The sequence below is a fragment of the Actinophytocola sp. genome (genome assembly GCF_035762905.1).
GTDB lineage: Bacteria > Actinomycetota > Actinomycetes > Mycobacteriales > Pseudonocardiaceae > DASYTH01.
On record NZ_DASUCC010000066.1, the window covers coordinates 1 to 22,077 of the forward strand.

The 22,077-nt window shown below is 71.9% G+C and carries 17 protein-coding genes; 10 read left to right on the top strand and 7 right to left on the bottom strand.

Annotated features, from left to right (window positions below; translation table 11 throughout):
- Positions 1-31 precede the first annotated feature (31 nt).
- Entirely contained in the window at positions 32-418 is a 387-nt protein-coding gene (locus VFV67_RS12930) for a DUF5319 domain-containing protein (RefSeq protein WP_326469939.1), read from the bottom strand.
- 120 nt (positions 419-538) lie between these two features.
- Here VFV67_RS12930 and guaB point away from each other — a divergent pair, with 120 nt between their 5' ends.
- On the top strand, positions 539-2,050 hold the full coding sequence (guaB, locus tag VFV67_RS12935; RefSeq protein ID WP_326469941.1) for an IMP dehydrogenase: 1,512 nt from the start codon (positions 539-541) through the stop codon (positions 2,048-2,050).
- Between the two features lie 241 nt (positions 2,051-2,291).
- Here guaB and VFV67_RS12940 read toward each other — a convergent pair whose 3' ends face one another.
- Both VFV67_RS12940 and VFV67_RS12945 read right to left on the bottom strand, forming a co-directional pair.
- A complete protein-coding gene (locus VFV67_RS12940) occupies positions 2,292-3,533 on the bottom strand; it encodes a GGDEF domain-containing protein (protein WP_326469942.1) in 1,242 nt (413 codons plus the stop codon).
- A 200-nt stretch (positions 3,534-3,733) separates the two neighbouring features.
- The gene (locus tag VFV67_RS12945; RefSeq protein WP_326469944.1) at positions 3,734-4,978 is read right to left on the bottom strand and encodes an MFS transporter; all 1,245 of its coding nucleotides are present in this window, start codon (positions 4,976-4,978) and stop codon (positions 3,734-3,736) included.
- Positions 4,979-5,175: 197 nt separating this feature from the next.
- Between VFV67_RS12945 and VFV67_RS12950 the strand changes: the two genes are divergently transcribed.
- Together VFV67_RS12950 and VFV67_RS12955 are read left to right on the top strand one after the other, a co-directional pair.
- Positions 5,176-6,318, top strand: a complete 1,143-nt coding sequence (locus VFV67_RS12950; protein ID WP_326469946.1) for a GuaB3 family IMP dehydrogenase-related protein — start codon at positions 5,176-5,178, stop codon at positions 6,316-6,318.
- On the top strand, positions 6,315-7,376 hold the full coding sequence (locus VFV67_RS12955; RefSeq protein WP_326469947.1) for a GNAT family N-acetyltransferase: 1,062 nt from the start codon (positions 6,315-6,317) through the stop codon (positions 7,374-7,376). Before VFV67_RS12950 ends, VFV67_RS12955 begins: the two co-directional genes overlap by 4 nt.
- A 10-nt stretch (positions 7,377-7,386) precedes the next feature.
- Here the strand turns inward: VFV67_RS12955 and VFV67_RS12960 are convergent, their stop codons facing one another.
- On the bottom strand, positions 7,387-10,191 hold the full coding sequence (locus VFV67_RS12960) for an ATP-binding protein (protein WP_326469948.1): 2,805 nt from the start codon (positions 10,189-10,191) through the stop codon (positions 7,387-7,389).
- A 90-nt stretch (positions 10,192-10,281) separates the two neighbouring features.
- On the opposite strand from VFV67_RS12960, the gene VFV67_RS12965 reads away from it, so the two are divergent.
- Complete coding sequence (locus VFV67_RS12965; protein WP_326469949.1) at positions 10,282-11,343, top strand: class I SAM-dependent methyltransferase; 1,062 nt, start codon at positions 10,282-10,284, stop codon at positions 11,341-11,343.
- On the opposite strand, the gene VFV67_RS12970 is transcribed toward VFV67_RS12965, so the two are convergent.
- The 3 genes from VFV67_RS12970 to VFV67_RS12980 all read right to left on the bottom strand — a co-directional run bounded on the left by VFV67_RS12970 (position 11,344) and on the right by VFV67_RS12980 (position 14,287).
- Entirely contained in the window at positions 11,344-11,613 is a 270-nt protein-coding gene (locus tag VFV67_RS12970) for a GlsB/YeaQ/YmgE family stress response membrane protein (protein ID WP_326469950.1), read from the bottom strand.
- 95 nt (positions 11,614-11,708) lie between these two features.
- Positions 11,709-12,935: an MFS transporter gene (locus tag VFV67_RS12975; RefSeq protein ID WP_326469952.1), complete on the bottom strand. Its 1,227-nt coding sequence runs from the start codon at positions 12,933-12,935 to the stop codon at positions 11,709-11,711.
- Positions 12,932-14,287 (bottom strand): GH1 family beta-glucosidase, encoded by a 1,356-nt coding sequence (locus VFV67_RS12980; protein ID WP_326469954.1) that lies wholly within the window; start codon positions 14,285-14,287, stop codon positions 12,932-12,934. The genes VFV67_RS12975 and VFV67_RS12980 overlap by 4 nt, the downstream gene beginning before the upstream one ends.
- A gap of 100 nt (positions 14,288-14,387) precedes the next feature.
- Between VFV67_RS12980 and VFV67_RS12985 the strand changes: the two genes are divergently transcribed.
- The 6 genes from VFV67_RS12985 to VFV67_RS13010 all read left to right on the top strand — a co-directional run bounded on the left by VFV67_RS12985 (position 14,388) and on the right by VFV67_RS13010 (position 22,076).
- A complete protein-coding gene (locus VFV67_RS12985; RefSeq protein ID WP_326469955.1) occupies positions 14,388-15,020 on the top strand; it encodes a hypothetical protein in 633 nt (210 codons plus the stop codon).
- A 10-nt stretch (positions 15,021-15,030) separates the two neighbouring features.
- Entirely contained in the window at positions 15,031-16,734 is a 1,704-nt protein-coding gene (locus tag VFV67_RS12990) for a GMC family oxidoreductase (protein ID WP_326469956.1), read from the top strand.
- 31 nt (positions 16,735-16,765) lie between these two features.
- A complete protein-coding gene (locus tag VFV67_RS12995; RefSeq protein ID WP_326469957.1) occupies positions 16,766-17,731 on the top strand; it encodes an MBL fold metallo-hydrolase in 966 nt (321 codons plus the stop codon).
- 62 nt (positions 17,732-17,793) lie between these two features.
- Positions 17,794-19,341 (top strand): FAD-dependent monooxygenase, encoded by a 1,548-nt coding sequence (locus VFV67_RS13000; RefSeq protein ID WP_326469959.1) that lies wholly within the window; start codon positions 17,794-17,796, stop codon positions 19,339-19,341.
- Positions 19,342-19,449: 108 nt separating this feature from the next.
- Complete coding sequence (locus VFV67_RS13005; RefSeq protein ID WP_326469960.1) at positions 19,450-20,904, top strand: FAD-binding oxidoreductase; 1,455 nt, start codon at positions 19,450-19,452, stop codon at positions 20,902-20,904.
- 206 nt (positions 20,905-21,110) lie between these two features.
- The gene (locus VFV67_RS13010) at positions 21,111-22,076 is read left to right on the top strand and encodes an ABC transporter substrate-binding protein (RefSeq protein ID WP_326469962.1); all 966 of its coding nucleotides are present in this window, start codon (positions 21,111-21,113) and stop codon (positions 22,074-22,076) included.
- Position 22,077: the final 1 nt, after the last annotated feature.

Sequence of the window (22,077 nt, forward strand, 5' to 3'; positions counted from 1 at the left end):
TCAGAACCTGCGGCTCCGGCGCACAGTGCTGTCAGCGGGCGCTCTCGCTCGCGGTCACGCCGTCGGCGAACCCTCGGCAGTACTCCCAGCTGACATAGGAGCCGGGATCTGGATCGAACGCGGGCTCGTGCGGCCGCATCCGGCCGTCGGACAACAACTGCTCGAGACTCGCTCGCAGCAGGGCCCAGTCGTGGTAGTGCGGCTCCTCGCACTCGCCGCAGTCCACCACCACCCCCTTGACCCCGCGATGCTCGAGCAGTGCCTGGTAGACCGCTAGATCCGCCAGGTCGGAGACCAGTTCTGCCCGCTCGTCCTCCGCCATCGGGCGGTCGACCTCGTCATCGGCGTCGAGGATCGCCCGGGCTGGGTCGTCCGGGTCTCCCGCGAAGGGGTCTGGGGGCAACGCGTCGTGCGGCACGGTCTCGCACGGTACCGGGCGGGCCCCGGACACTGTCCAGATACCATGGTCCCAACGGCCTCGCCTGGGAAAACGACAGGCGGGCGCAGATGTCAGGCGTAGGAAGGTCCGCCACCAACCATGACCAGCGAGCTCACCTCCTTCGAGGTACCGAGCAAGTTCGCGATGCTCGGCCTGACCTTCGACGACGTCCTGCTGCTACCCGCGGCGTCCGACGTGGTCCCCAGCGAGGTCGACACCGGCACCCGGCTGTCGCGCAACGTCACCCTGCGGGTCCCCCTCGCCTCCGCGGCGATGGACACCGTCACCGAGTCCAGGATGGCCATCGCGATGGCCCGCCAGGGCGGTATCGGGGTGCTCCAGCGAAACCTCCCCATCGACGTACAGGCCAGCCAGGTCGAGACCGTCAAGCGGTCCGAGGCCGGCATGGTCACCGACCCGGTCACCTGTTCCCCGGACGACTCGCTGGCCGAGGTGGACGCCATGTGCGCCCGCTACCGGATCTCCGGGCTGCCGGTGACGGACGCGGCCGGCAAGCTTGTGGGCATCATCACCAACCGGGACATGCGCTTCGAGGTCGACCACACCAAGTTGGTCAGCGACGTCATGACCAACGGCCCGCTGGTCACCGCGCAGGTGGGGGTGTCCGCCGACGCCGCGCTCGGGCTACTGCGCCGGCACAAGGTGGAGAAGCTGCCGATCGTGGACGGTGCCGGGAAGCTCTCCGGCCTGATCACGGTCAAGGACTTCGTCAAGACCGAGCAGTTCCCCAACGCCACCAAGGATCCCGACGGCCGGCTGCTGTGCGGCGCGGCCATCGGCGTCGGGGACGACGCCTACAAGCGCGCCATGAGCCTCGTGGACGCCGGCGTGGACGTGCTGATGGTGGACACCGCGCACGGCCACTCGCGCGGCGTGCTGGAGATGGTGGCCCGGCTCAAGCGCGAGCTGCGCGACACCGTGGACGTGGTCGGCGGCAACGTGGCCACCCGGTCCGGGGCCCAGGCACTGGTGGACGCCGGCGCGGACGGGGTCAAGGTCGGCGTCGGCCCCGGCTCGATCTGCACCACCCGGGTGGTTGCCGGGGTGGGCGTCCCGCAGATCACCGCGATCTACTCGGCCGCACAGGTCTGCCAGCCGGCCGGCGTGCCGGTGATCGGCGACGGCGGCATCCAGTACTCCGGGGACATCGCCAAGGCGATCGCGGCCGGCGCGGGCGCGGTGATGCTCGGCAGCCTGCTGGCCGGCACCGCCGAGTCGCCGGGCGAGCTGGTGCTGCACCACGGCAAGCAGTTCAAGGTCTACCGCGGGATGGGCTCGGTCGGCGCGATGCAGTCCCGGGGCGAGGCCAAGTCCTACTCCCGGGACCGCTACTTCGTCGACGACCAGCTCGCCGAGGACAAGCTGGTGCCCGAGGGCATCGAGGGCCGGATCCCGTTCCGGGGGCCGCTGTCCCAGGTCGTGCACCAGCTCATCGGCGGCCTGCGCATCGGAATGGGCTACACGGGATCCCGAACGATTGCGGACCTGCAACGGGCGCAGCTTGTGCGAATTACCGCCGCCGGTCTCAAAGAAAGTCATCCGCACGACATAACGATGACCGTCGAGGCGCCCAACTACACGATCCGCTGATCGAATTCCCGGCGTGGAACGTTCGATATCCGTACGTTAGTCGGACACTGTTGTTGGCGAATGCAAAATGACTTTGCGTAGCCGAAAAGGAATACACAAGGTTACCCGCTGCGGGCCACTTTCGGGCCCTGCCTGGTGATCAACACCGGCTCTCGGTCCGCGCCGTCACCACCCTGGTTCGTTTCGTTATGGCATACCCAGCATCGCGCGGCGCCAAACACCGGGACTGGCGGATTTCTGGTCAGACGCTGGAGCCGACGCTGACGACCGTGTTGCGGCCGTCGTTCTTGGCCTTGTACAGCGCGGTGTCGGCGGCCAGCAGCAGCCGGTCGACGACCGTCCCGGACTCCGGGCAGACCGCCACTCCGATGGACACCGACAGCCCGGAGATCGTCGCCACCCGATGATCGTTGATCTCGACCGAGACCTCGAGTTTCATGACCGCGGCCCGGATCCGCTCGGCGATGGCGATCGAGTCCTGCTCGGTGATGTCGGGCAGCAGCACGGCGAACTCCTCGCCGCCGAACCGGCCGACCACGTCGTAGTCGCGGACCTCCGCGCGCAGCAACTCACCGACGGCCCGCAGTACGGAGTCGCCCGCCAGATGCCCGTAGGTGTCGTTGACCCGCTTGAAGTGATCGAGGTCGACCATCAGCACGCCGCAGGCCGAGTGGCTGCGCTGCGCCCTGGCCAGTTCGCGCGAGGCGAGATCACGCCAGCCGAACGCGTTGAACAGGCCGGTCTTGTCGTCGGTCGCCGCCGCGACCTCCAACTGTTTGAGCAGCACGTTGCGGTGCAACATGATCAGTGGCGGGAACACCAGCAGCACCAGGAACGGTTGGTACACCAGGGCAAGCGCGACGAGCCCGCCGAGACACAGCGTGACCAGTTCGAGGGCGTTGTCCGCCCACGTGCCGAGCAGGTCGGTGACAGACCGTTCCTCTGTATACAGATAGATCGCGATCGCGACGAGCACCAGGTTGACCAACTCGAAGGATGCGGCACCGAGAATGACCACTCCCGTGCCCTGAATGGTCGATGGCGGGGCGTCTGCCAGATCGCCCAATCCGGACGCGCGGACGGCGTAAGACGCGGCGAAGCAGGACAGCATGATCAGCGCGGTGCTGACCACCACGCGGTGCGCGGGCCTGCTGCGCACCTGCCGCCACACCCGCGCCCAGATGTGCAGGTAGAGGAACGCGCTGAGCAGCGCGTTCCATCCGGGAGTGAGCAGTGTCGCGCCGGCCACGAACCACACCGAGGTGACGTTGATGTGAGTCTGACCACCCATCCAGCGGCGCACGCGCTCGATCCGACGGGACATCTCGGCCTGGCCGATGCCGAGCACCAGCAGGATGCCGAACCACCGCAGGTCGGCCTCGCTGATCCGGTGGCCGGTGAGGTCCGCCGCCGTCAGTGCGACGGCCAGAACGTCGCAGGTCAGCGCGTAGATGATCCACGGCCGCCGAGCGGCCGACCACATTGCCCACCGAGTGGGCCAGGACAGTGCTCTGGCCAACCTATGGGCGAGCGCGCCAACTTGGCTCATAATGGTCCTGGTGTAGTCGTCACTCCTTTTGCCAAGGGTATCTGTCGCACCACAGGCTGTCAGGCAGATGGGAGGGTGTGGCATGCTAACCCGGCTACCGGAGGTGAATCACTATGCGTTCACGTGAAGCCTGATTACTCATCGTCAGCAACGTGGAGCCAGCGGTCTGGGTCAGCCGCCATAGCCCGGCGCCAGGCAATGGCGGCAGGTATGGCGATGGCCAGGCCGATGACCCCGACAATGCCAACTGTTTTCGTGGTGCCCAGTTGGTCGGCGAGTAGGCCGGCGAAGAGCGGGCTGAGCCCTTGAACCGTAGCGATCCCTGAGTTCATGAGTCCGGCCGCCTGCGCGCGGATCTCGTCCGGTACACCACGGGTGAACTGCGCGTTCGCCTGCATGAGCAGCGCCGTCCCGAGCGCACCGGCCACCGCGAACATGATGAAGGACACCACCAGGTTCGGCGCGAGGAAGCACGGCAGCAGCGGCAACGCGGCCAGGATCGCCAGCGGGCCCAACGTCTTCGGCCGGGCGGCGGCCGACACGAACCGACTGAACAGGAAAGCGCCGATCACGCTGCCCAGCGGGTCGGCGGCGAGCAGCAGGCCCACCGCGACCGTGTTGCCGCCGATCTCGCTGACGTACGGCGCCGCTAGGCCCTCGTAGACGATCAGGAACGCGGACAGCCAGCAGAACAGCACGAGCACCCGGGCGCCCCGGTCCCGCCAGATGTGACCGGCGCCTGCGCCCACCGAGGCCGCCATCGAGCGGCGGTTGTTCTTGTCGGTTGCGGCCGGCCGGTTCTGGACGCCGAATCGCACCAGTGCCGCGGAGATCAGGAACGTCGCCGCGTCGATGCCGAGGGCAAGGTACGGGCCGAGCAGGGTGACCAGGAACCCGCCGCCGGCGAACCCGATCATGTGGGCGGTCTGGACGGTGATCGTGCGGATGCCCATGCCGACCACGTAGCTGTCGCCGGGCAGCACCGAGGGCAGCATCGCCTGCTGCGCGGCCTTGAACGGCGCCTGGAGGAACGACATCCCGGCGATGAGCACGAACGCCACCGGAAACGGGACGCCGGGGATGGCCACCAGCGCGACCAGCAGGGCCCGCAGCACGTCGGTGACCACCATGACCCCGCGGCGGGGGAACCGGTCGGCAAGGCCGGACAGGAAGATCCCGCCGAGGAACGAGGGCGCGAAGGTCAGCGCGTAGGTCAGCCCGGTCAGCGCCGCCGACCCCGTCTCGGTGAACACCAGGATCGCCAACGCCACGCGGGCCAGCTGGTCGCCGATCTGGGACAGCGCCTCGGCCGCCCACAGAGCACGGAACTCGCCGTTGGCGAACACCGCTCCGAAGGTGACGTGTGTCCCCCGCGCCAAATGAAGCTCCCTTGCCCTGGACTGTCCGACGTTCGGAGCGACCGCTTCTGAAGCTGCTCACGGTAGCTGATCGCCCACGTCTAGTTCTGCCCGCCAAACGGCCGGACTCAGCAGTTGCCCGATGAGACGGAGTTGGTGCGGCACCGGCTCCCGCCGGGGAATAGGCTCGCGACGACCGGATCGGGAAGGGGACCTGCATGCGTGATCTTGTCGAGATCGGCATGGGCCGGACCGCCCGGCGCGCGTACGGCCTGGACGAGGTGGAGATCGTTCCGTCACGGCGCACCCGCTCGTCCAAGGACGTGTCGACCACCTGGCAGATCGACGCGTACCGGTTTGACATTCCACTGATCACCCACCCGACCGACGCGATCGTATCCCCGGCGACCGCCGTTGCGGTCGGCGAGCTTGGTGGACTCGCCGTGCTGAATGCCGAAGGGCTCTGGGCGCGGCACCCGAACCCGGACGAGGCGCTGACCCAACTGTTCGAGCGGGCCGAGAACGACGACGGCGGCGACGATCGACTGGTGCCGCTGCTGCAGGAACTGCACGCCGCGCCGATCCGGCTCGACCTGATCACCGAGGCGGTCAAGCAGGTGGGCGCGGCCGGCGTGACGGTGGCCGCCCGGGTCAGCCCGCAGCGGGCCGCCGAGCTCACCCCGGCGCTGCTGTCCGCCGGCGTGGAGATTCTCGTGCTGCAGGGCACCATCGTCTCCGCCGAGCACGTGGCCCGGGACGCGGAACCGTTGAACCTCAAGAGCTTCATCGCCGACCTGGACGTGCCGGTGATCGCCGGCGGGGTGCACGACTACCGCACCGCGATGCACCTGATGCGCACCGGCGCCGCCGGGGTGATCGTCGGCTACGGCTCCGACTACTCCGTCACCACCACCGGCGACGTGCTGGGCATCGGGGTGCCGATGGCGACCGCGATCGTGGACGCCGCCGCGGCCCGGCGGGACTACCTGGACGAGACCGGCGGCCGGTACGTGCACGTGATCGCCGACGGCGGAGTGGAGACCAGCGGGGCGGTGGCCAAGTCGATCGCCTGCGGGGCGGACGCGGTGATGCTCGGCTCGCCGCTGGCCCGGGCCGCCGAGGCGCCCGGGCGGGGCCTGTACTGGACCGCGGCCGCCGCCCACCCGTCGCTGCCGCGCAGCCGGGTCGTGCCGGTCGTCATCGAGGACTACCAGGTGGATCTGCGCACCCTGCTGTTCGGTCCGTCCAGCGACCCCGATGGCGAGGTCAACCTGTTCGGCGGGCTGCGCCGGGCGATGGCCAAGACCGGCTACTCGGACGTGAAGGAGTTCCAGAAAGTCGGGCTGACGGTGCGCGCATGAGCGCCGATGCGTACGAGTCGGCCCTTGCCGACCGGAAGATCATCGCCAGCCGGGGTGGCGTCGTGCTGGCCGAACTGCTCGACGGGGAGCGGGACCGGCTGCGGGCCGAGGACGACGGGGCGTTCGACGTCGACGACGACGGGCGCGAGACGACCGTCGCGCTCACGTTGCACGCGCTGGCGGTGCTCGACGAGACCAGTGGGGCGTTGCTCGGCTCGGTCAGCTGGCACGGGGTCACCTACGGCCGCACGGTTCCGTGCGAGGCCTGGAACATCGGCATCGGACTGCTGCCCGCCGCCCGGGGTCGCGGGGTGGGCTCGATCGCCCAGCGGCTGCTGGTGGAGCATCTGTTCGCCACCACGGACGTGGACCGGATCGAGGCGGGCACCGAGGTGGACAACGTCGCCGAGCGGCGGGCGCTGGCCCGGGCCGGCTTCCAGCCGGAGGGCGTGCTGCGCGGGGTGGCGCCGCGGGGCGGGGTGCGCCGGGACTACGTGCACTACGGGCTGCTGCGCACCGATCTGCGCGCGGAGACCGGCGAGCGGGTGATCGTGGCCGAGCGGGACGGGGTGGCGCTGGCCGAACCGCTGCGCGGGGAACGCGAGTGGGCGCTCGAGGCGACGGTCAGCGAGTTCGACCTGGACCAGGACCGCCGGCCGACGCCGTTGCCGCCCAACCACAGCGCCTGGCTGACCGTGCTCGATCCGGCCCAGATGCCGGTCGGCGGGGTGAGCTGGCACGTGGTCAGCTACGGCGGCACGCTGGGTTGTCTGGCCTGGCGGATCGGCATCGGGCTGGTGCCCGCGGCCCGTGGTCGCGGCCTCGGCACCGCCGCGCACCGGCTGCTCGCCGAGTACCTGTTCGCCACCTCCGAGCTGGACCGGATCGAGGCGCACACCGACGTGGACAACGCGGCCGAGCAGCGCGCGCTGCACAAGGCCGGCTTCACTCACGAGGGCGTGGTGCGCGGCGCCCAACTGCGCGGCGGGGTGCGCCGCGACGTGGCGCTCTACGGGCTGCTGCGCGCCGATCTCGAGGAGCCGGGCCGGGGAACGTGAGGTAGCCCGGTCACGGCAGCGGGCAGCCGAGCGCGGCCAGCTCGGCCCGGCCCTCGCCGGCCCGCTCGTCGATCAGGAGCAGCGTGCAGGCCCGCTCGAACCGGGCCTCGATGCGCTCCCAGGTGGCCACCGAGCGGTCCAGCGCGGCGGGGTCGCCGAGCCGGCCGCGGGCCCGGTCCAGGCACGCCGCCGCCCACAGGTTCTCCGCACCGGCCGGCTCGGCGGCGGCCAGCCGTGCGGCCGCGTCCGGGGTCCTGGCAACGACGGCCACCTCCGCGGCGATCGCCCAGGCGTAGGCGTCGTAGTACCAGTGCTGGGTGGCGTACCACTCCTGGCCGGGGGTGGCCACCTCGGCGACGTGGGCCAGTGCCCGGTCCAGCCGGCCGAGGTGCAGCTCCACCCGGGCGTCGGCGAACACCGAGAACATGTACATGTTGCGGTGCCGGGTCGGATCCGGACCGCCGATCACCAGCATCGCGTTGTCCCGCCAGGACTGCCGGTCCGCCGCCGCCGCGCGCAGGCCGTGCACCAGCGAGGTGGCGTAGACCGACGGCGCCATCCAGCGGGCCGCCGGCCGGCCGGCCCGCTGCCAGGCCCGCCACATCTGATCGGCGTGCTCGAGCGACTCGTCGAACGCGCCGCGCAGCACCAGCGGCAGCACCAGCTGGCTGGCCGAGTTGTGCGGCTGGCCGAGCATGACCGCCTCGAACTGCACCCGCCGCGCGTTGGCCAGCGCGGCCGGGACCTCGCCGGCCATCAGGGCGAACTCGTTGGCCATGTGGAAGATGTCGGTGACCTCGAAGCCGGCCCTCGGGTCGTGCCGGGGCAACCGATCCAGCAGCCGGACCCGCTCGGCGGTCAGCTCGAACGCCGCGCGCATCCGGCCGGAGATGGCCATGGTCGCGGTGACCGCGTCCATCGCCCCGCTGATCAACGCCGGGTCGTCGATGGCCCGGGCGGCGGCCAGCGCCGCGGCGGACAGGTCCCGGTCCGGGGTGATCTTGGTGGGCTCGGCGTTCCAGGCGGTCGCCGCGGCCAGGTAGGCGGCCACCACCGGATCGCCCGGCGGCGCGATCTTCGCCGCGGTCTGCAGCAGGTCGCGCAGCCGCTCGTGCGGGACCTCCTCCGGGAAGTCCGCGGGCGCCCGGTCGGCGATCACCACGGCGAACGCCAGCGCGGTGGCCCGTGCTCCGTCGTCGCCGGCCGTCTCGGCCCGCCGGGCGGACTCGATCAGCAGGTCGAACGCCTCGTCGCCGCGCATGTTGGCCAGCGCGACGTCGGCGGCCAGCCGGAGGTCGGCGGCGGCCTGGCCGGGGTGCGGCGCGCGGGTGGCGGTGGCCCGGTAGTGCGCCCCGCCCTCCACCATGAACCCGCGGGCGTAGCTGAGGTGACCGAGGGCGCGGCCCAGCCGGTGGGTCACCGCGTCCGGGCCCGGCCCGGCCGGCGCGCCGGCCAGCGCGGCCCGCAGGTCGTCCACCACCGCGTCGAACTCGTCCCGCCACGGCTTGCCGGCGCTGATCCGGCGCTCCAGATCGTCGGCCGTGCGGCCGGCCCAGAGCAGGTGCCGGTTGCGCAGGTCGGCCTCCTCGCCGGCAGCGTCCAGCTTGGCCAGCGCGTAGACCCGCACGGTCTCCAGCAGCCGCCACCGGCTGTGCCCACCGTCGCGCCGGTGCACCAGCAGGCTCTTGTCGGCCAGCCGGCCGATCAGGTCGGCCACCTGCCCGCGGTCGGCGTCCGGGCTCACCGACACCGCACCGTCCAGGTCGAACCCGCCGGAGAACACGCCGAGCCGGCGGAACAGCGCCCGTTCGGCGTCGTCCAGCAGGTCGTGGCTCCAGTCGATCACGTGCCGCAGCGACCGGTGCCGGTGGTCGGCCCCGCGACCGCCGGCGAGCAGTTGCAGCCGGTCGGACAGTCCGGCGAGCAGGCCGTCCACCCCGAGCGAGGCGCTGCGGGCCGCGGCCAGTTCGATCGCCAGCGGCATGCCGTCCAGCCGGGCGCACAGCTCGCCCACCCGGGAGTGCTCGTCGGTGAAGTCCGGGTCGGCGGCCAGCGCCCGGTCCAGGAACAGCGCCTCCGCCTCAGATCCGGCCGGGCCGCCGGTGTCCGCGGACACCAACGACAGTGGCGGCACCCGGATGGTGCGCTCGCCGGGCACGCCGAGCCGCTCCCGGCTGGTGGTCAACACGGTCAGCTCGGGACAGGCGGCGAGCAGGCGCTCGGCGAACGCCGCGGTGGCGTCCAGCAGGTGCTCGCAGTTGTCCAGCACGAGCAGCATCCGGCCCCGGCCGAGCTCCTCGGTGACCACCTCGTCCAGCGGCTGGTGCGGGTGCTCGGTGACGCCGAGCACCGCGGCCACCGCCTGGGCCACGAAGCCCTCGCGGACCGGCACCAGGTCGACGAACGCACCGCCGAACGGCGCGGTGGTGGCGGCCCGGTCGGCCGCGGCCACGGCCAGCCGGGTCTTCCCGACCCCGCCCGGCCCGACCAGGCTGACCAGCCGCGACTCGGACAGCGCGGCCAGCACCGAGGCCAGTTCGCGCTCCCGGCCGACGAAGCTGGTCCAGGCCACCGGCCGGCCGGCCAGTTCGTTCCGCTCGGCCCGGTCGGTCGGCGCCAGATCGGCCAGCGCCCGCCGATCGTCCACACCGAACTTGCGCAGCAGCGAGGAGACGTGACTTTCCACGGTGCGCACGGAAATGTGCATTCGACCGGCGATCTGCGCATTGGTCAGGTGTTCGCCGAGCGCGGCCAATACCTCGGCCTCGCGCTCGGAGACCCCGGCGAGATGCCCGGCCGTCACGTCCCTGTTCATCGCCCCTCACCCGGGATCCGTGACCGGTTCCGTGGTGGTTGGGTGGTCGGCTCGGATGTCGCCGCGACCCTACCAGCGAAGACTGGCGGTATGACCACGACCGACCTGGGGGATCGGTCGGCGTTCACCGATCGGGTGATCGCCGATCTCGCGACCGCGGCGCACGCCGCCACCGTGGTGTTGGGGGACCGGCTCGGGCTGTACCGGGCGCTGGCCGACGCCGGCCCGGCCACCCCGGCCGAGGTGGCCGCGTCCGCGGACTGCGACGAGCGCTATGTGATCGAGTGGCTGAACGCCCAGGCGGCGGCCGGCTACTGCGGCTACGACGAGGAGACCGGCCGGTACTGGCTGACCGAGGAGCAGGCGGCCTGCCTGGCCGACGAGGACGGCCCGGAGTTCCTCGCCGCCGGCATGATGGTGGCCGGCGCGTTGTTCAAGATCGAGGGCCGGCTGGCCGACGCGGTCCGCACCGGGCGGGGGTTCTCCTGGGCCGACCACCACCACGATCTGTTCGCCGGGTTGGAGCGGTTCACCCGGCCGAGCTATCAGGCGCACCTGGTCGAGCACTGGATCCCCGCGCTGGACGGGATGTCCGCCCGGCTGGCCACCGGCGCCCGGGTGGCCGACGTCGGCTGCGGCCGGGGCGCGGCGACCATTCTGCTGGCCAGCGCGTTCCCGGCGGCCACGGTGGTGGGTTTCGACCTGCACGGCCCGTCGCTCGGCTACGCCCGCAAGACCGCGGTGGAGGCCGGGGTGGCCGACCGGGTGCGCTTCGAGGTGGCCGGCGCGCAGGACTTCCCGGGCGCCGGCTACGACCTGGTGTGCATGCTGGACGCGCTGCACGACATGGCCGATCCGGTGGGAGCGGCGGCCCGGATCCGTGCCGCGCTCTCCCCGGACGGCGTCTGGCTGCTGGTCGAGCCGGTGGCCGGCGAGACCGTCGCCGCCAACCTCACCGAGGCCGGCCGGTTGTACTACTCGTTGTCCACTTTGGTCTGTACGCCGGCCGCCCGGGCCCAGCCGGGGGGCTGGGCGCTGGGCGCGGCGGCGAGCGAGGCGCAGTTGCGCGGGCTGTGTGCCCGGGCTGGTTTCAGCCGGTTCCGGAGCATCGCGGCCAACCGGCTGCACCGGGTGTTCGAGGTGCGGCCGTAGTTACCGCGTCACCTTGGTACGCGCCCCGGACAGCGCCGCGACGCCCGCGCCGGACAGGCCGACCTGCATCGCCAACTCGATCCAGTCGATGCCCGCGGTGTCCGCGACGCCGAGCACGCTGGCCGCCGCGGTGCCGAGCAGCGCGGCCACCACGCCGACGCCGAGCGTCAGCAGCAGCGAGATGTTCTGCCGGCCCGGCACGACAAGTCGCCCGAGCCCCCCAATCACCAGCCCGATCAGCAGGGCCGAGATGATCCCGGTGATCTCCACGTGAGGTCCCTTCTCCTGAATGCCTGCAACCAGGATCGCCGCGCGCGTGGCCCAGCGGATCGGGTACTTCCCGGAGACGGTCCCTGATTCGACCCTTACCGGACCGAGCGGATCCGGTACACCAGCACCGAACCGGCCACCCCGAACGCCGCGCACACCAGGTAGAGCACCGGGTAGCCGCCCAGGTTCGTGACGATCGGCGCGGCGATGGCCGGGGCGAGCACCTGCGGCAGCGCGTTCGCGATGTTGATCACTCCGAGGTCCTTGCCGCGGTCGGCCGCCGCCGGCAGCACCTCGGTGAGCAGCGCGAAGTCCACCGAGGTGTAGACGCCGAAGCCGAGCCCGAGCACCGCCGCGGCGGTGACCGCGCCGGTCCAGGTCGGCACCAGGGCGAGCAGGACCGCCGCGGCCGCCACGACCAGTCCGGACACCAGGACGAAGATCCGTCGCCGGCCCAACCGGTCGGAGAGGATCCCGCCGGCCAGCACGGTGAGCAGCAGGGTGCCGGCGTAGATCGCGGTCAGGACGAACACCCCGCCGTCCGGGTCCGGGTAGTGCACCCGGTCCTGCAGGAAGAACAGCAGGTAGACGACCGCGATCGCGTTGCCGAGGTTGATCAGGAACCGGGTCAGCCAGGCCCAGCCGAAGTCCGGGTGGCGGCGCGGGCTGATCCAGAACGCCCGCCAGTCCCAGGGCGGTCGGTCCCGCGCGGCGAGCACCGAGTCCCGGCGCAGCAACACGTACGGCGCGGTGGCCAGCAGCAGGAAGACGATGCAGGCCAGGTAGCCGGCGACCAGACCGCCGGCCGCGGCGGCCAGCCCTGAGCCGACCACGACGCCGAGGGTCTGGGCCACGCCGAGCCAGCCGCCGACCATGCCGCGCTGCCGGTGCGGCGCCTGGTCCGGCACGGCCGCGGTGATCGCGGCGAACATCGCGTTCAGCATGAGCTGCACGACGCACCAGGCGACCAGCATCACCGCCACGTTCGGCGCGACGGCCAGCAGCGCGAGACCGGCCGCGCCGCCGAGCGCGCCGGCCACCGTCCACGGCAGCCGACGCCCGAACCGGGAGGTGGTGCGGTCCGACAGCGCGCCGAACAGCGGGTTGCCGATCATCGAGAACGCCGCGCCGGCCCCGGCGACCAGGCCCAGCGCGGCTTCTTTTCCGTGCGGGGCAAGGCTTTCCGCCTGCTTGGCGAGCAGCACCTGAAGCGGCCCGAACCAGGCGGTGAACACGCCGAGGTTGGCCACCGAGATGGCCACGGTCCAGCGCGTCGGAACCCGCTCGACCGGCTCGGCGAGTGCGGTGCCGGTCGCGGTCATTCCTGCGCCCGGATCAGGTCCCGGTACCAGAAGTACGAGTCCTTGGGCGTGCGCCGCTGGGTGTCGTAGTCGATGTGCACCAGGCCGAACCGCTGCGAGTACCCGACCGACCACTCGAAGTTGTCCATCAGCGACCAGACGAAGTAGCCGCGCACGTCCACGCCCTCGTCGATGGCGGCGCGCACCGCCTTCAGATGCCCGTCCAGGTACTCGATCCGGGCGGTGTCGGCGATCTTCCCGTGCTCGTCCGGGCGGTCGTCGTAGGCGCAGCCGTTCTCGGTGACGTAGACCGGCGGCAGGGCATCGCCGTACCGGTCGCGGAAGTGCGTCAGCACCTGGCGCAGGCCGTCCGGCACCACCACCCAGCCGAACCCGGTGAGCGGGTAGCCCTGGATGAACTGGAAGTCGAACGGAAGTCCTTGCGGCAGCTCGACTCCGTCCACGGTCGGCGGGGCGGCGCCGGTGGGCGCGCCGACCTTGGTCGGCTGGTAGTAGTTGATCCCGTACCAGTCCAGCGGGCTGTTGATGATCTTCAGGTCGTCGGCGACCGGGCCGGGCATCGCGCCGGCCAGTTCCTCGTCGGGGTAGCGGCCGAGCAGCACCGGGTCCGCGAACAGGCCGTTGACCAGCGCGTCGTACGCCCCGGCCGCGGTCACGTCGGCCTCGTCGTCGCTGGCCGGCCAGATCGGCAGGTGGTGGTTGGCGATGCCGATGTTGGTGGCTCCGGCGGCGCGCAGTGCCCGGGTGGCCAGGCCGTGCGCGAGTAGCTGGTGATGAGCCACCGGAAGCGCGTCCAGCAGCAGGGAGCGGCCGGGGGCGTGCCCGCCGATGGCGTAGCCGAACAGCGTGACCACCATCGGCTCGTTGAGCGGCATCCACATCCGCACCCGGTCACCGAGTCGCTCGCCGACCGCGGTGGCGTACTCGGCGAACCGGTACGCGGTGTCCCGGTTGAGCCAGCCGCCCGCGTCCTCGAGCGGCTGCGGGGTGTCCCAGTGGTACAGCGTGGCCGCGGGCGCGATCCCGGCCGCGCACAGCTCGTCGACCAGCCGGTCGTAGAAGTCCAGCCCGGCCGGGTTGACCGGGCCGCTGCCGGTGGGCACGACCCGGGGCCAGGCGATGGAGAACCGGTACGCGCCGACGCCGAGCTCGCGCATGAGCGCGACGTCCTCGCGGTAGCGGTGGTAGTGGTCGGCGGCCACCGCACCGGTGTCGCCGTTCATGACCTTCCCCGGAGTGGCGCTGAACGTGTCCCAGACCGACGGGCCGCGGCCGTCCTCGTCGACCGCGCCCTCGATCTGGTAGGCCGCCGTGGCGGTGCCCCACAGGAATCCGGCGGGGAAGGTGGTCACGGGATCCTCCCGGTAAACATGAAGAAGACTCACGGATGATGACGCCGGCGCCGGGTCGGGTCAAGCGGAACCTGGCCGGGCGGCGCGGTGTATGTCAAGCATGCGTACCCTCCTCCGGATCTCGGGCGGCGCCGTCGCGGCCGCCCTGGTGCTTCTGGCCGCTCCCCTCCCGGCCTCGGCCGGTGGCCCGACCAGTGTCCTGCTCGCCTCGCCCACCCGCGGGGTGGCGGCGGCGCTCTACAACAACGACTCCGAGTACCAGCAGCTGATGAGCCTGGTCGGCAACTCGCCTGCGCAGGACAAGGACGCGCCGAACCTGAAAGGCGGGCCCGGCAGCGACGCGGTCAACATCACCTGGCTGATCCACGACGTGCAGGTCTGGCGGGTGGACCGGGTGTTCGTCGACGGCGCGAACGGACCGTGGATCGAGACCGTCGTCGCGATGGACGGCGGTTCGGTGTGGGAGAAGGAGGGCGTGGTGCATCGGGGCGACCCGGGGCTGGTCAAGCTGCTCACGACGATGCGGCTGGTCGGTCCGGACGCGGCGTCCAACCAGGGCGTCCTGGCCGAGTTGGCACCGGCGCCGGCGGCCAACGCGCAAACGGCACCCGCGGCCGCGCCGGCCGAGGAACCGGCCGACGTCGACTGGGTGTGGGCCCTGGCCGGGGTGGCTGTCGGCGCCGTCCTGGTGATCGCGCTTGGTCCGCTGGTCAGGCGGCGCAGGTCGGTCTAGTCTGCGGGGCATGGGCCTACTCGCGAGTAACAATGTCGACTGGGACGTCGTCGTGGTGGGCTCCGGGTTCGGCGGGAGCGTGGCCGCGCTCCGGCTGACCGAGAAGGGTTACCGGGTGGCGGTGGTCGAGGCCGGCCGCCGGTTCGCCGACGACGAGCTGCCGAAGACGTCCTGGCAGCTGCGGGACTACCTGTGGGCGCCGGCGCTGCGCTGCTTCGGCATCCAGCGCATCCACCTGCTCAACGACGTGATGGTGCTGGCCGGTGCCGGGGTCGGCGGTGGTTCGCTGAACTACGCCAACACCCTGTACCGGCCGCTCGCGCCGTTCTACGCCGATCCGCAGTGGGCGCACATCACCGACTGGGCCGACGAGCTGGCCCCGCACTACGACCAGGCCGCCCGGATGCTCGGCGTGGTGGTCAACCCGCTGGAAACCCCGCACGACGAGGTGATGCGCAAGGTCGCCGCCGACCTCGGGGTGCCGGAGAGCTACCACCCGACCCCGGTCGGCGTGCACTTCTCCGCGCCGGGCGTGACCGTCGCGGACCCGTACTTCGGCGGCGCCGGGCCGGCGCGCACCGGCTGCACCGCGTGCGGCTCGTGCATGACCGGCTGCCGGGTCGGCGCCAAGAACACCCTGGTCAAGAACTACCTGCACCTGGCGGAGCGGGGTGGGGCGCGGATCGTCCCGATGACCACCGTCACGGCGGTGCGGCCGCGCGCGGACGGCACCTTCGCCGTCGAGCTGCGGCGCACCGGCACCCGGTCCCGCCGGTTCCGGCACACGATCACCGCCGGCAAGGTGGTGCTCGCCGCCGGTACCTGGGGCACCCAGAACCTGCTGCACCGGATGCGCGACACCGGCGTGCTGCCCCGGCTGTCGGCCCGGCTCGGCGAGCTGACCCGGACCAACTCGGAGGCCATCCTCGGAGCCGCGCGGACCACCGTGGACCCGGACCGCGACTTCAGCCGCGGCGTGGCGATCACCTCGTCCATCCACCCCGACCCCAGCACGCACATCGAGCCGGTGCGCTACGGCAAGGGCAGCAACGCGATGGGCCTGTTGCAGACCATCGCCACCGACGGCGGCTCCCCGGTGCCGCGCTGGCGCCAGGCACTGCGCTTCGTGCTGCGCCACCCGATCCAGACCGCACGGCTGATCCAGGTGCACCGGTGGAGCGAGCGCACCATGATCCTTCTGGTGATGCAGACCCTGGACAACTCCATCACCACCTACACCCGCCCCGGCCTGTTCGGCCGCAGGCGCTACACCTCCCGCCAGGGTCACGGCGAACCCAACCCCAGCTTCATCCCGGTCGGTCACCGGGCCAGCGAGCTGGCCGCCGGGCACATCGGCGGGATGGCCGGCGGCACCTGGGGCGAGCTGTTCAACATCCCGCTGACCGCGCACTTCATCGGCGGCTGTCCGATCGGCGCGACTCCCGCGGAAGGCGTGCTCGACCCCTTCCACCGGCTGCACAACTACCCCGGTGTGTCCGTGGTGGACGGTTCGGCGATCAGCGCCAACCTCGGCGTCAACCCGGCCCTCACCATCACCGCCCAGGCCGAGCGCGCATTCTCGTTCTGGCCCAACAAGGGCGACCCCGATCCGCGCCCGGCCCAGGACACCCCCTACGTCCGGCCCAACCCGGTGCCGCCCGCCCATCCCGCCGTGCCGGCCGGCGCCCCGGGTGCGCTGCGCAACGCGACGTGACGTCGCTTTCCCGGGGTGGCAGGGTGGGCGCATGGTCAAGCCGTTCGCGTCCAGTGCCGATACCGGGCCCAAGGTGGAGACGTTCGTCGAGTTGGCCGACGGCGTCTACGCGCTGACCGCCGAGGGTGACCCGAACGTCGGCGCGATCGAGGGCGAGGACTTCCTGGTCTGCTTCGAGGCGAGAGCCACCCCGGTCGCCGCCCGCCGCTGGCTGGACCGGCTGCGCGAGCGCACCGACAAACCCGTGCGCTACCTGGTGCTCAGCCACTATCACGCGGTCCGGGTGCTCGGCGCCAGTGCGTTCGGCGCCGCGGAGATCATCACCCACGACGCCACCCGGGCCCTGATCGCCGAGCGCGGCAAGCAGGACTGGGACAGCGAGTACGGCCGGATGCCGCGGCTGTTCGAGGACCCGGACTCGATCCCCGGGCTCACCTGGCCGACGCTCACCTTCTCCGACCGGCTCACCATCCCGCTCGGCGGCGACCGCGGCGAACTGGTGCTGGCCTGGTGCGGGCGCGGGCACACCGCGGGCGACATCGTCGCCTGGCTGCCCCGGCACCGCATCATGTTCGCCGGCGACCTGGTCGAGTCGCAGGCCGCGCTCTACACCGGGGACGCCTTCCATGACGACTGGGCGACGTCCACTTTGGACAGCGTGGCCGCGTTCGAGGCGCGGGCGCTGGTCGGCGGGCGCGGCGCGGTCGCCGACGGGACGGACGCGGTGGCCGCGGCGATCGCGCAGAGCCGGCACTTCCTCGACGAGTTGCGCCGCACCGTGCGCTGGGTGCACGACGACGGCGGTGCCCTCGCCGACGCGTTCCGGGCCGCGCACACCGCGCTGGCCCCGGAGTACGGTCGCTGGCCGATCTTCGAGCACTGCCTGCCGTTCAACGTGCAGCGCTACTGGGACGAGTTGGACGGCGTCGACTGGCCGCGGATCTGGACCGCCGAACGCGATCGCGAGGTGTGGGCCGCGCTTCAGGAATCGGCGTGAGCGAGCTTGCGAGCGAACCATTGAGCACTGCGCCGGCGCCGAGCGTGCGAGGTGCTGCACCGGTGAGCGAGCTTGCGAGCGAACCGGTGGGCACTGCGGCGCCTCCGGTACTGGTGGTCGGGGCCGGTCCGGTCGGCCTCGCCGCCGCCCTGCTGCTGGCCCGGCACCGGGTGCCGAGCGTGTTGCTCGAGGCCGCCCCGCACCGGCAGACCATCGGTAGCCGGTCGATCTGTGTGCAGCGCGACGTGCTGGACATCCTGGACCGGGTGGGCGCCGGTCGGTCCATTGTGGACGCCGGGGTGACCTGGTACACGGGCCGGATCTACTTCCGGGAGCACGAGGTCGCCACGATCACGTTCCCGCGGACCGGTGCGGGCGAGTACCCGCCGTTCGTCAACATCTCGCAGACCGACGTCGAGCTGCTGCTGGAACGGCGGGTCCTGGCCGAACCGCTGGTCGACCTCCGCTACGGCCACCGGGTCACCGGGATCGAGCAGGCCGCCACCGGCGTGCGCCTGCACACGTCCACAGTGGACGGACCGCGCTCGTTCGCCGGCACGCACTGCGTCGCCGCCGACGGCGCCCGGTCGACCGTGCGCGCGCTGCTCGGCCTGCCGTTTCCCGGGCACTCCTTCGACGACCAGTTCCTGATCACCGACATCCGGGCGCGACTGGACTTTCCGGTGCCGGAGCGCCGGTTCTACTTCGACCCGCCGGCCAACCCGGGCCGGCAGGTGCTGCTGCATCCGCAGCCGGACTCGGTGTGGCGGATCGACTGGCAGGTGCCGGACGGCTTCGATCTGGACACCGACCGGGCCGCGGGCGGGCTGGAGCGCCGGGTCCGGGCGATCGTCGGCGCCGCCGGGTACGAGCCGGTGTGGCTGTCGGTGTACCGGTTCCACCAGCGCCGGGTGCCGGCGATGGTGTGCGGCCGGGTGCTGCTCGCCGGGGACGCCGCGCACGTGATGAGCCCGTTCGGCGCCCGGGGCATGAACTCCGGCATCGCCGACGCGGAGAACGCGGCCTGGAAGATCGCCGTGCATCGGGCGGGCGAGGCCGGTCCGGCGCTGCTCGACTCCTACGACCACGAGCGGGGGGCGGCGGCTGCGGAGAACCTGCGGGTGACCGGGCGGACCATGCGCTTCCTGGTGCCGCGCACCGAGGCCGAGCGGGCGCACCGGACCGCCGTGCTCGAGCGCAGCGTGCACGATCCCGCCGCCCGGGCCGAGATCGACTCCGGCAAGCTGTCCGAACCGTTCTGGTACCTGGACTCCCCGCTCACCACGCCCGCCGATCCGGTTGAGCTGGCCGGTTTCCCCACCGCGCCGGGCGTCGCGCGACCGCCGCTGCCCGGGGTGCTCTGCCCGGATCTTCCGTGCTCCGGTGGCGCCCGGCTGCGCTCGGTGCTCGGCACCGGTTTCACCGTGCTGGCCGGGTCCCGGGCCGGGGTGGGCGGCGTCGCGGTGCCGGACGAGGTGGCCAGGGCCCTGCGGTTCGGGCCGCACGGTGCCGCGCTGGTGCGCCCGGACGGCTACCTCGCCGCGGTGCTCGCCGGGGACGACCTGCCGGCCGGATTGGCCGCCGCGCGCCGTCGGGCCTGCGGCTGGTGAGCCCCGCCGGCCAACCCGTGGGGGGTGCCGAACGTCCGTAGGGTGGGAGGTGCCCGGACGGTGGCGGTGACGCGAAGGGTGTTCCTGCAGGCCATTGGGGTTGGTGTGATGACCGGTACGGCCTCGGGATGCACCGGCGCGCCGCCACCCGGCACCTCGCAGGCGTCCTCGGCACCACCGGTGTCCTCGGCGCCGCCGTCGCCGCCGGACTGGGCGGCGTTGCGGGCCCGGCTGTCCGGCGGTCTGGTGCTGTCCGGTGAGCCCGGCTACGACGCGGCGCGGCGGCCGTTCAACCTGATCTTCGACACCCGGGCACCGGCGGCGGTGGCCACCTGCACCCGGGCGGAGGACGTGCAGGCCTGCGTCGACGTGGCCCGCGCGGCGCGCATCCCGATCGCCGCGCGGTCCGGCGGGCACAGCTACGCCGGTTACTGCGTGCCGGACGGCGGCCTGGTGGCCGACCTCGGGCGGATGTCCGGAGTGGAGGTGCGTCCGGACGGCACGGCGGTGATCGGGGCGGGCACCCGGCTGATCGACGTGTACGCCGGGCTGGCCGCCGCCGGCCGGTGCCTGCCGGCCGGATCCGGGCCTGGCGTCGGCATCGCCGGGCTCACCCTCGGCGGCGGAATCGGGGTGCTGTCCCGGAAGTTCGGCCTGACCTGTGACCGCCTGGTGTCCGCGCGGGTGGTGACCGCCGACGGGCAGCTGCGCACCGCGGCGGCGGACAACGAGCCGGACCTGTTCTGGGCGCTGCGTGGTGGCGGCGGCGGGAACTTCGGCATCGTCACCTCGTTCGGTTTCGCCACCGAGCCGGCGCCGGACCTGACGGTGTTCTCGCTGAACTTCCCGGCCGGTGCCGGCGCGGACGTGGTCGACGCGTGGCAGCGGTGGGTGCCCGGCACCCCGGACGAGCTGTGGTCGATGTGCCGGCTCTCCGCCGGGTCGCCGCCGAGTTGCCGGGTGACCGGCTGTTTCGTCGGGCCACCGGCCGCGCTGACCGGGCTGCTGGCCGGTCTTGCGGTGCGGCCGAGCGCGCGATCGGTACAGGGTAAGGATTTCCTTGCCGCCATGCGGTGGTTTGCCGGCTGTGCACAACGGTCGGTAGCCGAGTGTCACCCGGCGCCGGAGGGTGGCCAACTGGACCGGACCGGGTTCGTCGCGGCGTCCCGGATGCTGCCGGCAGCGGTCGACGCCGGCCGGCTGGTCTCCGTTCTGGAGGGTCGGCGGGGGGTCGATCTGCTGCTGGATTCCTTTGGTGGGGCCATTTCCCGGGTCGATTCGGCCGCCACCGCGTTCCCGCACCGGGCCGCGCTGGCCAGTGCCCAGGTGTACGCGGGGGCCACGGCGCGCACCCTGCAGGCGGTGACGGCGTCGGTCGCTCAGGTTCGGGACGCGATTGGTGAGCTGTCCGGAAATACCGGGTACGTCAACTACATCGACCCGGGACTGGTTGATTGGCAAAACGCTTACTACGGCGCAAACCTGCCGCGACTCCGCGCGGTGGCGCGCCGGTACGACCCAGCCGCGGTATTCGGTTTTGCCCAGGGTATCTCCGCCGGGTAGGGCCTTGACCAGTGCCGAACGGCCCTGTTGACGGCGGGTAGCCGGGCGTGCGCGAAAGTCTGATGTAGACACGAAGGGATGAGAAATCTATTGTGATGCCCGGCATTGCAATGCGGTTGATAAACGACTGGAATCGCGCCGTCCGGGTGATTTGATGGCGTGGAATTCCGGCATGCCGTTTGCCGGTTATTCGCGGGAGCATCCTCATGCGGGTATCTGTGTGGCCGACCGTCGTGGCAATCGCCGTGCTGCTGTCCGGATGTGGTGCGCCCGATGTGGCGGAATCGCCGGCCGCGGCGCCCGAATTGGCCACGATCACGGTCGGCGCGCTGCCGATCGTGGACGCCGCCGCCGTGTGGATCGCCATGAAGAAGGGTTACTTCGCCGCCGAGGGGCTGCAGGTCGAGGTGAAGACCCTGACCAGTGGGGCCGCAGCCGTGCCGGGCCTGGCCAACAACGAGATGCAGTTCGCCATGGGCAACTACGTCTCGTTCTTCGCCGCGCAGGCGTCCGGGGCGCTGGACCTCAAGCTGGTGGCCGACGCCTACCAGGCCAAGGCCGGCATGTTCCTGATCATGATCGGCCGGGCCTCGCCGATCATCCGGCCGCGTGACCTGGCCGGCCGGAAGATCGCGGTCAACGCCCGGGCCAACGTGGCCGAGCTGACCGCCCGGTCCGCGCTGGAGACCTCCGGGGTCGACCTGCGGACGGTGACGTTCGTGGCGATCCCGTTTCCGGAGATGTCGGCCGCCCTGGCCGCCGGCACCGTCGACGCCGCGTTCATGGTCGAGCCGTACGTCACCCAGGCCGAGAAGGACACCGGCGCGGTCCCCCTGGTCGACGCCGCCTCCGGGCCCACCGCCAACATCCCGATCGCCGGCTGGGTCACCAGCGCCAGGTTCGCCCGCGAGAACCCCAACACCGCCTACGCCTTCCAGCGCGCCATCCTCCGTGGCCAAGCCGACGCCGCCGACCGCATCGAGGTGGAACAGGTGGTCGCGGAGAACGTCAAGGTGGACGCCATGACCGTCAGCCTGATGAACCTCGGCACCTGGCCCACCACCCTCGAAGCCACCCGCATCCAACGCGTCATCGACCTCATGTCCGCCGCCGGCCAACTCCCCCAACCCCTCGACCCCCGCCCCCTCATCCTCGAACCGGCGCCCAGATAGC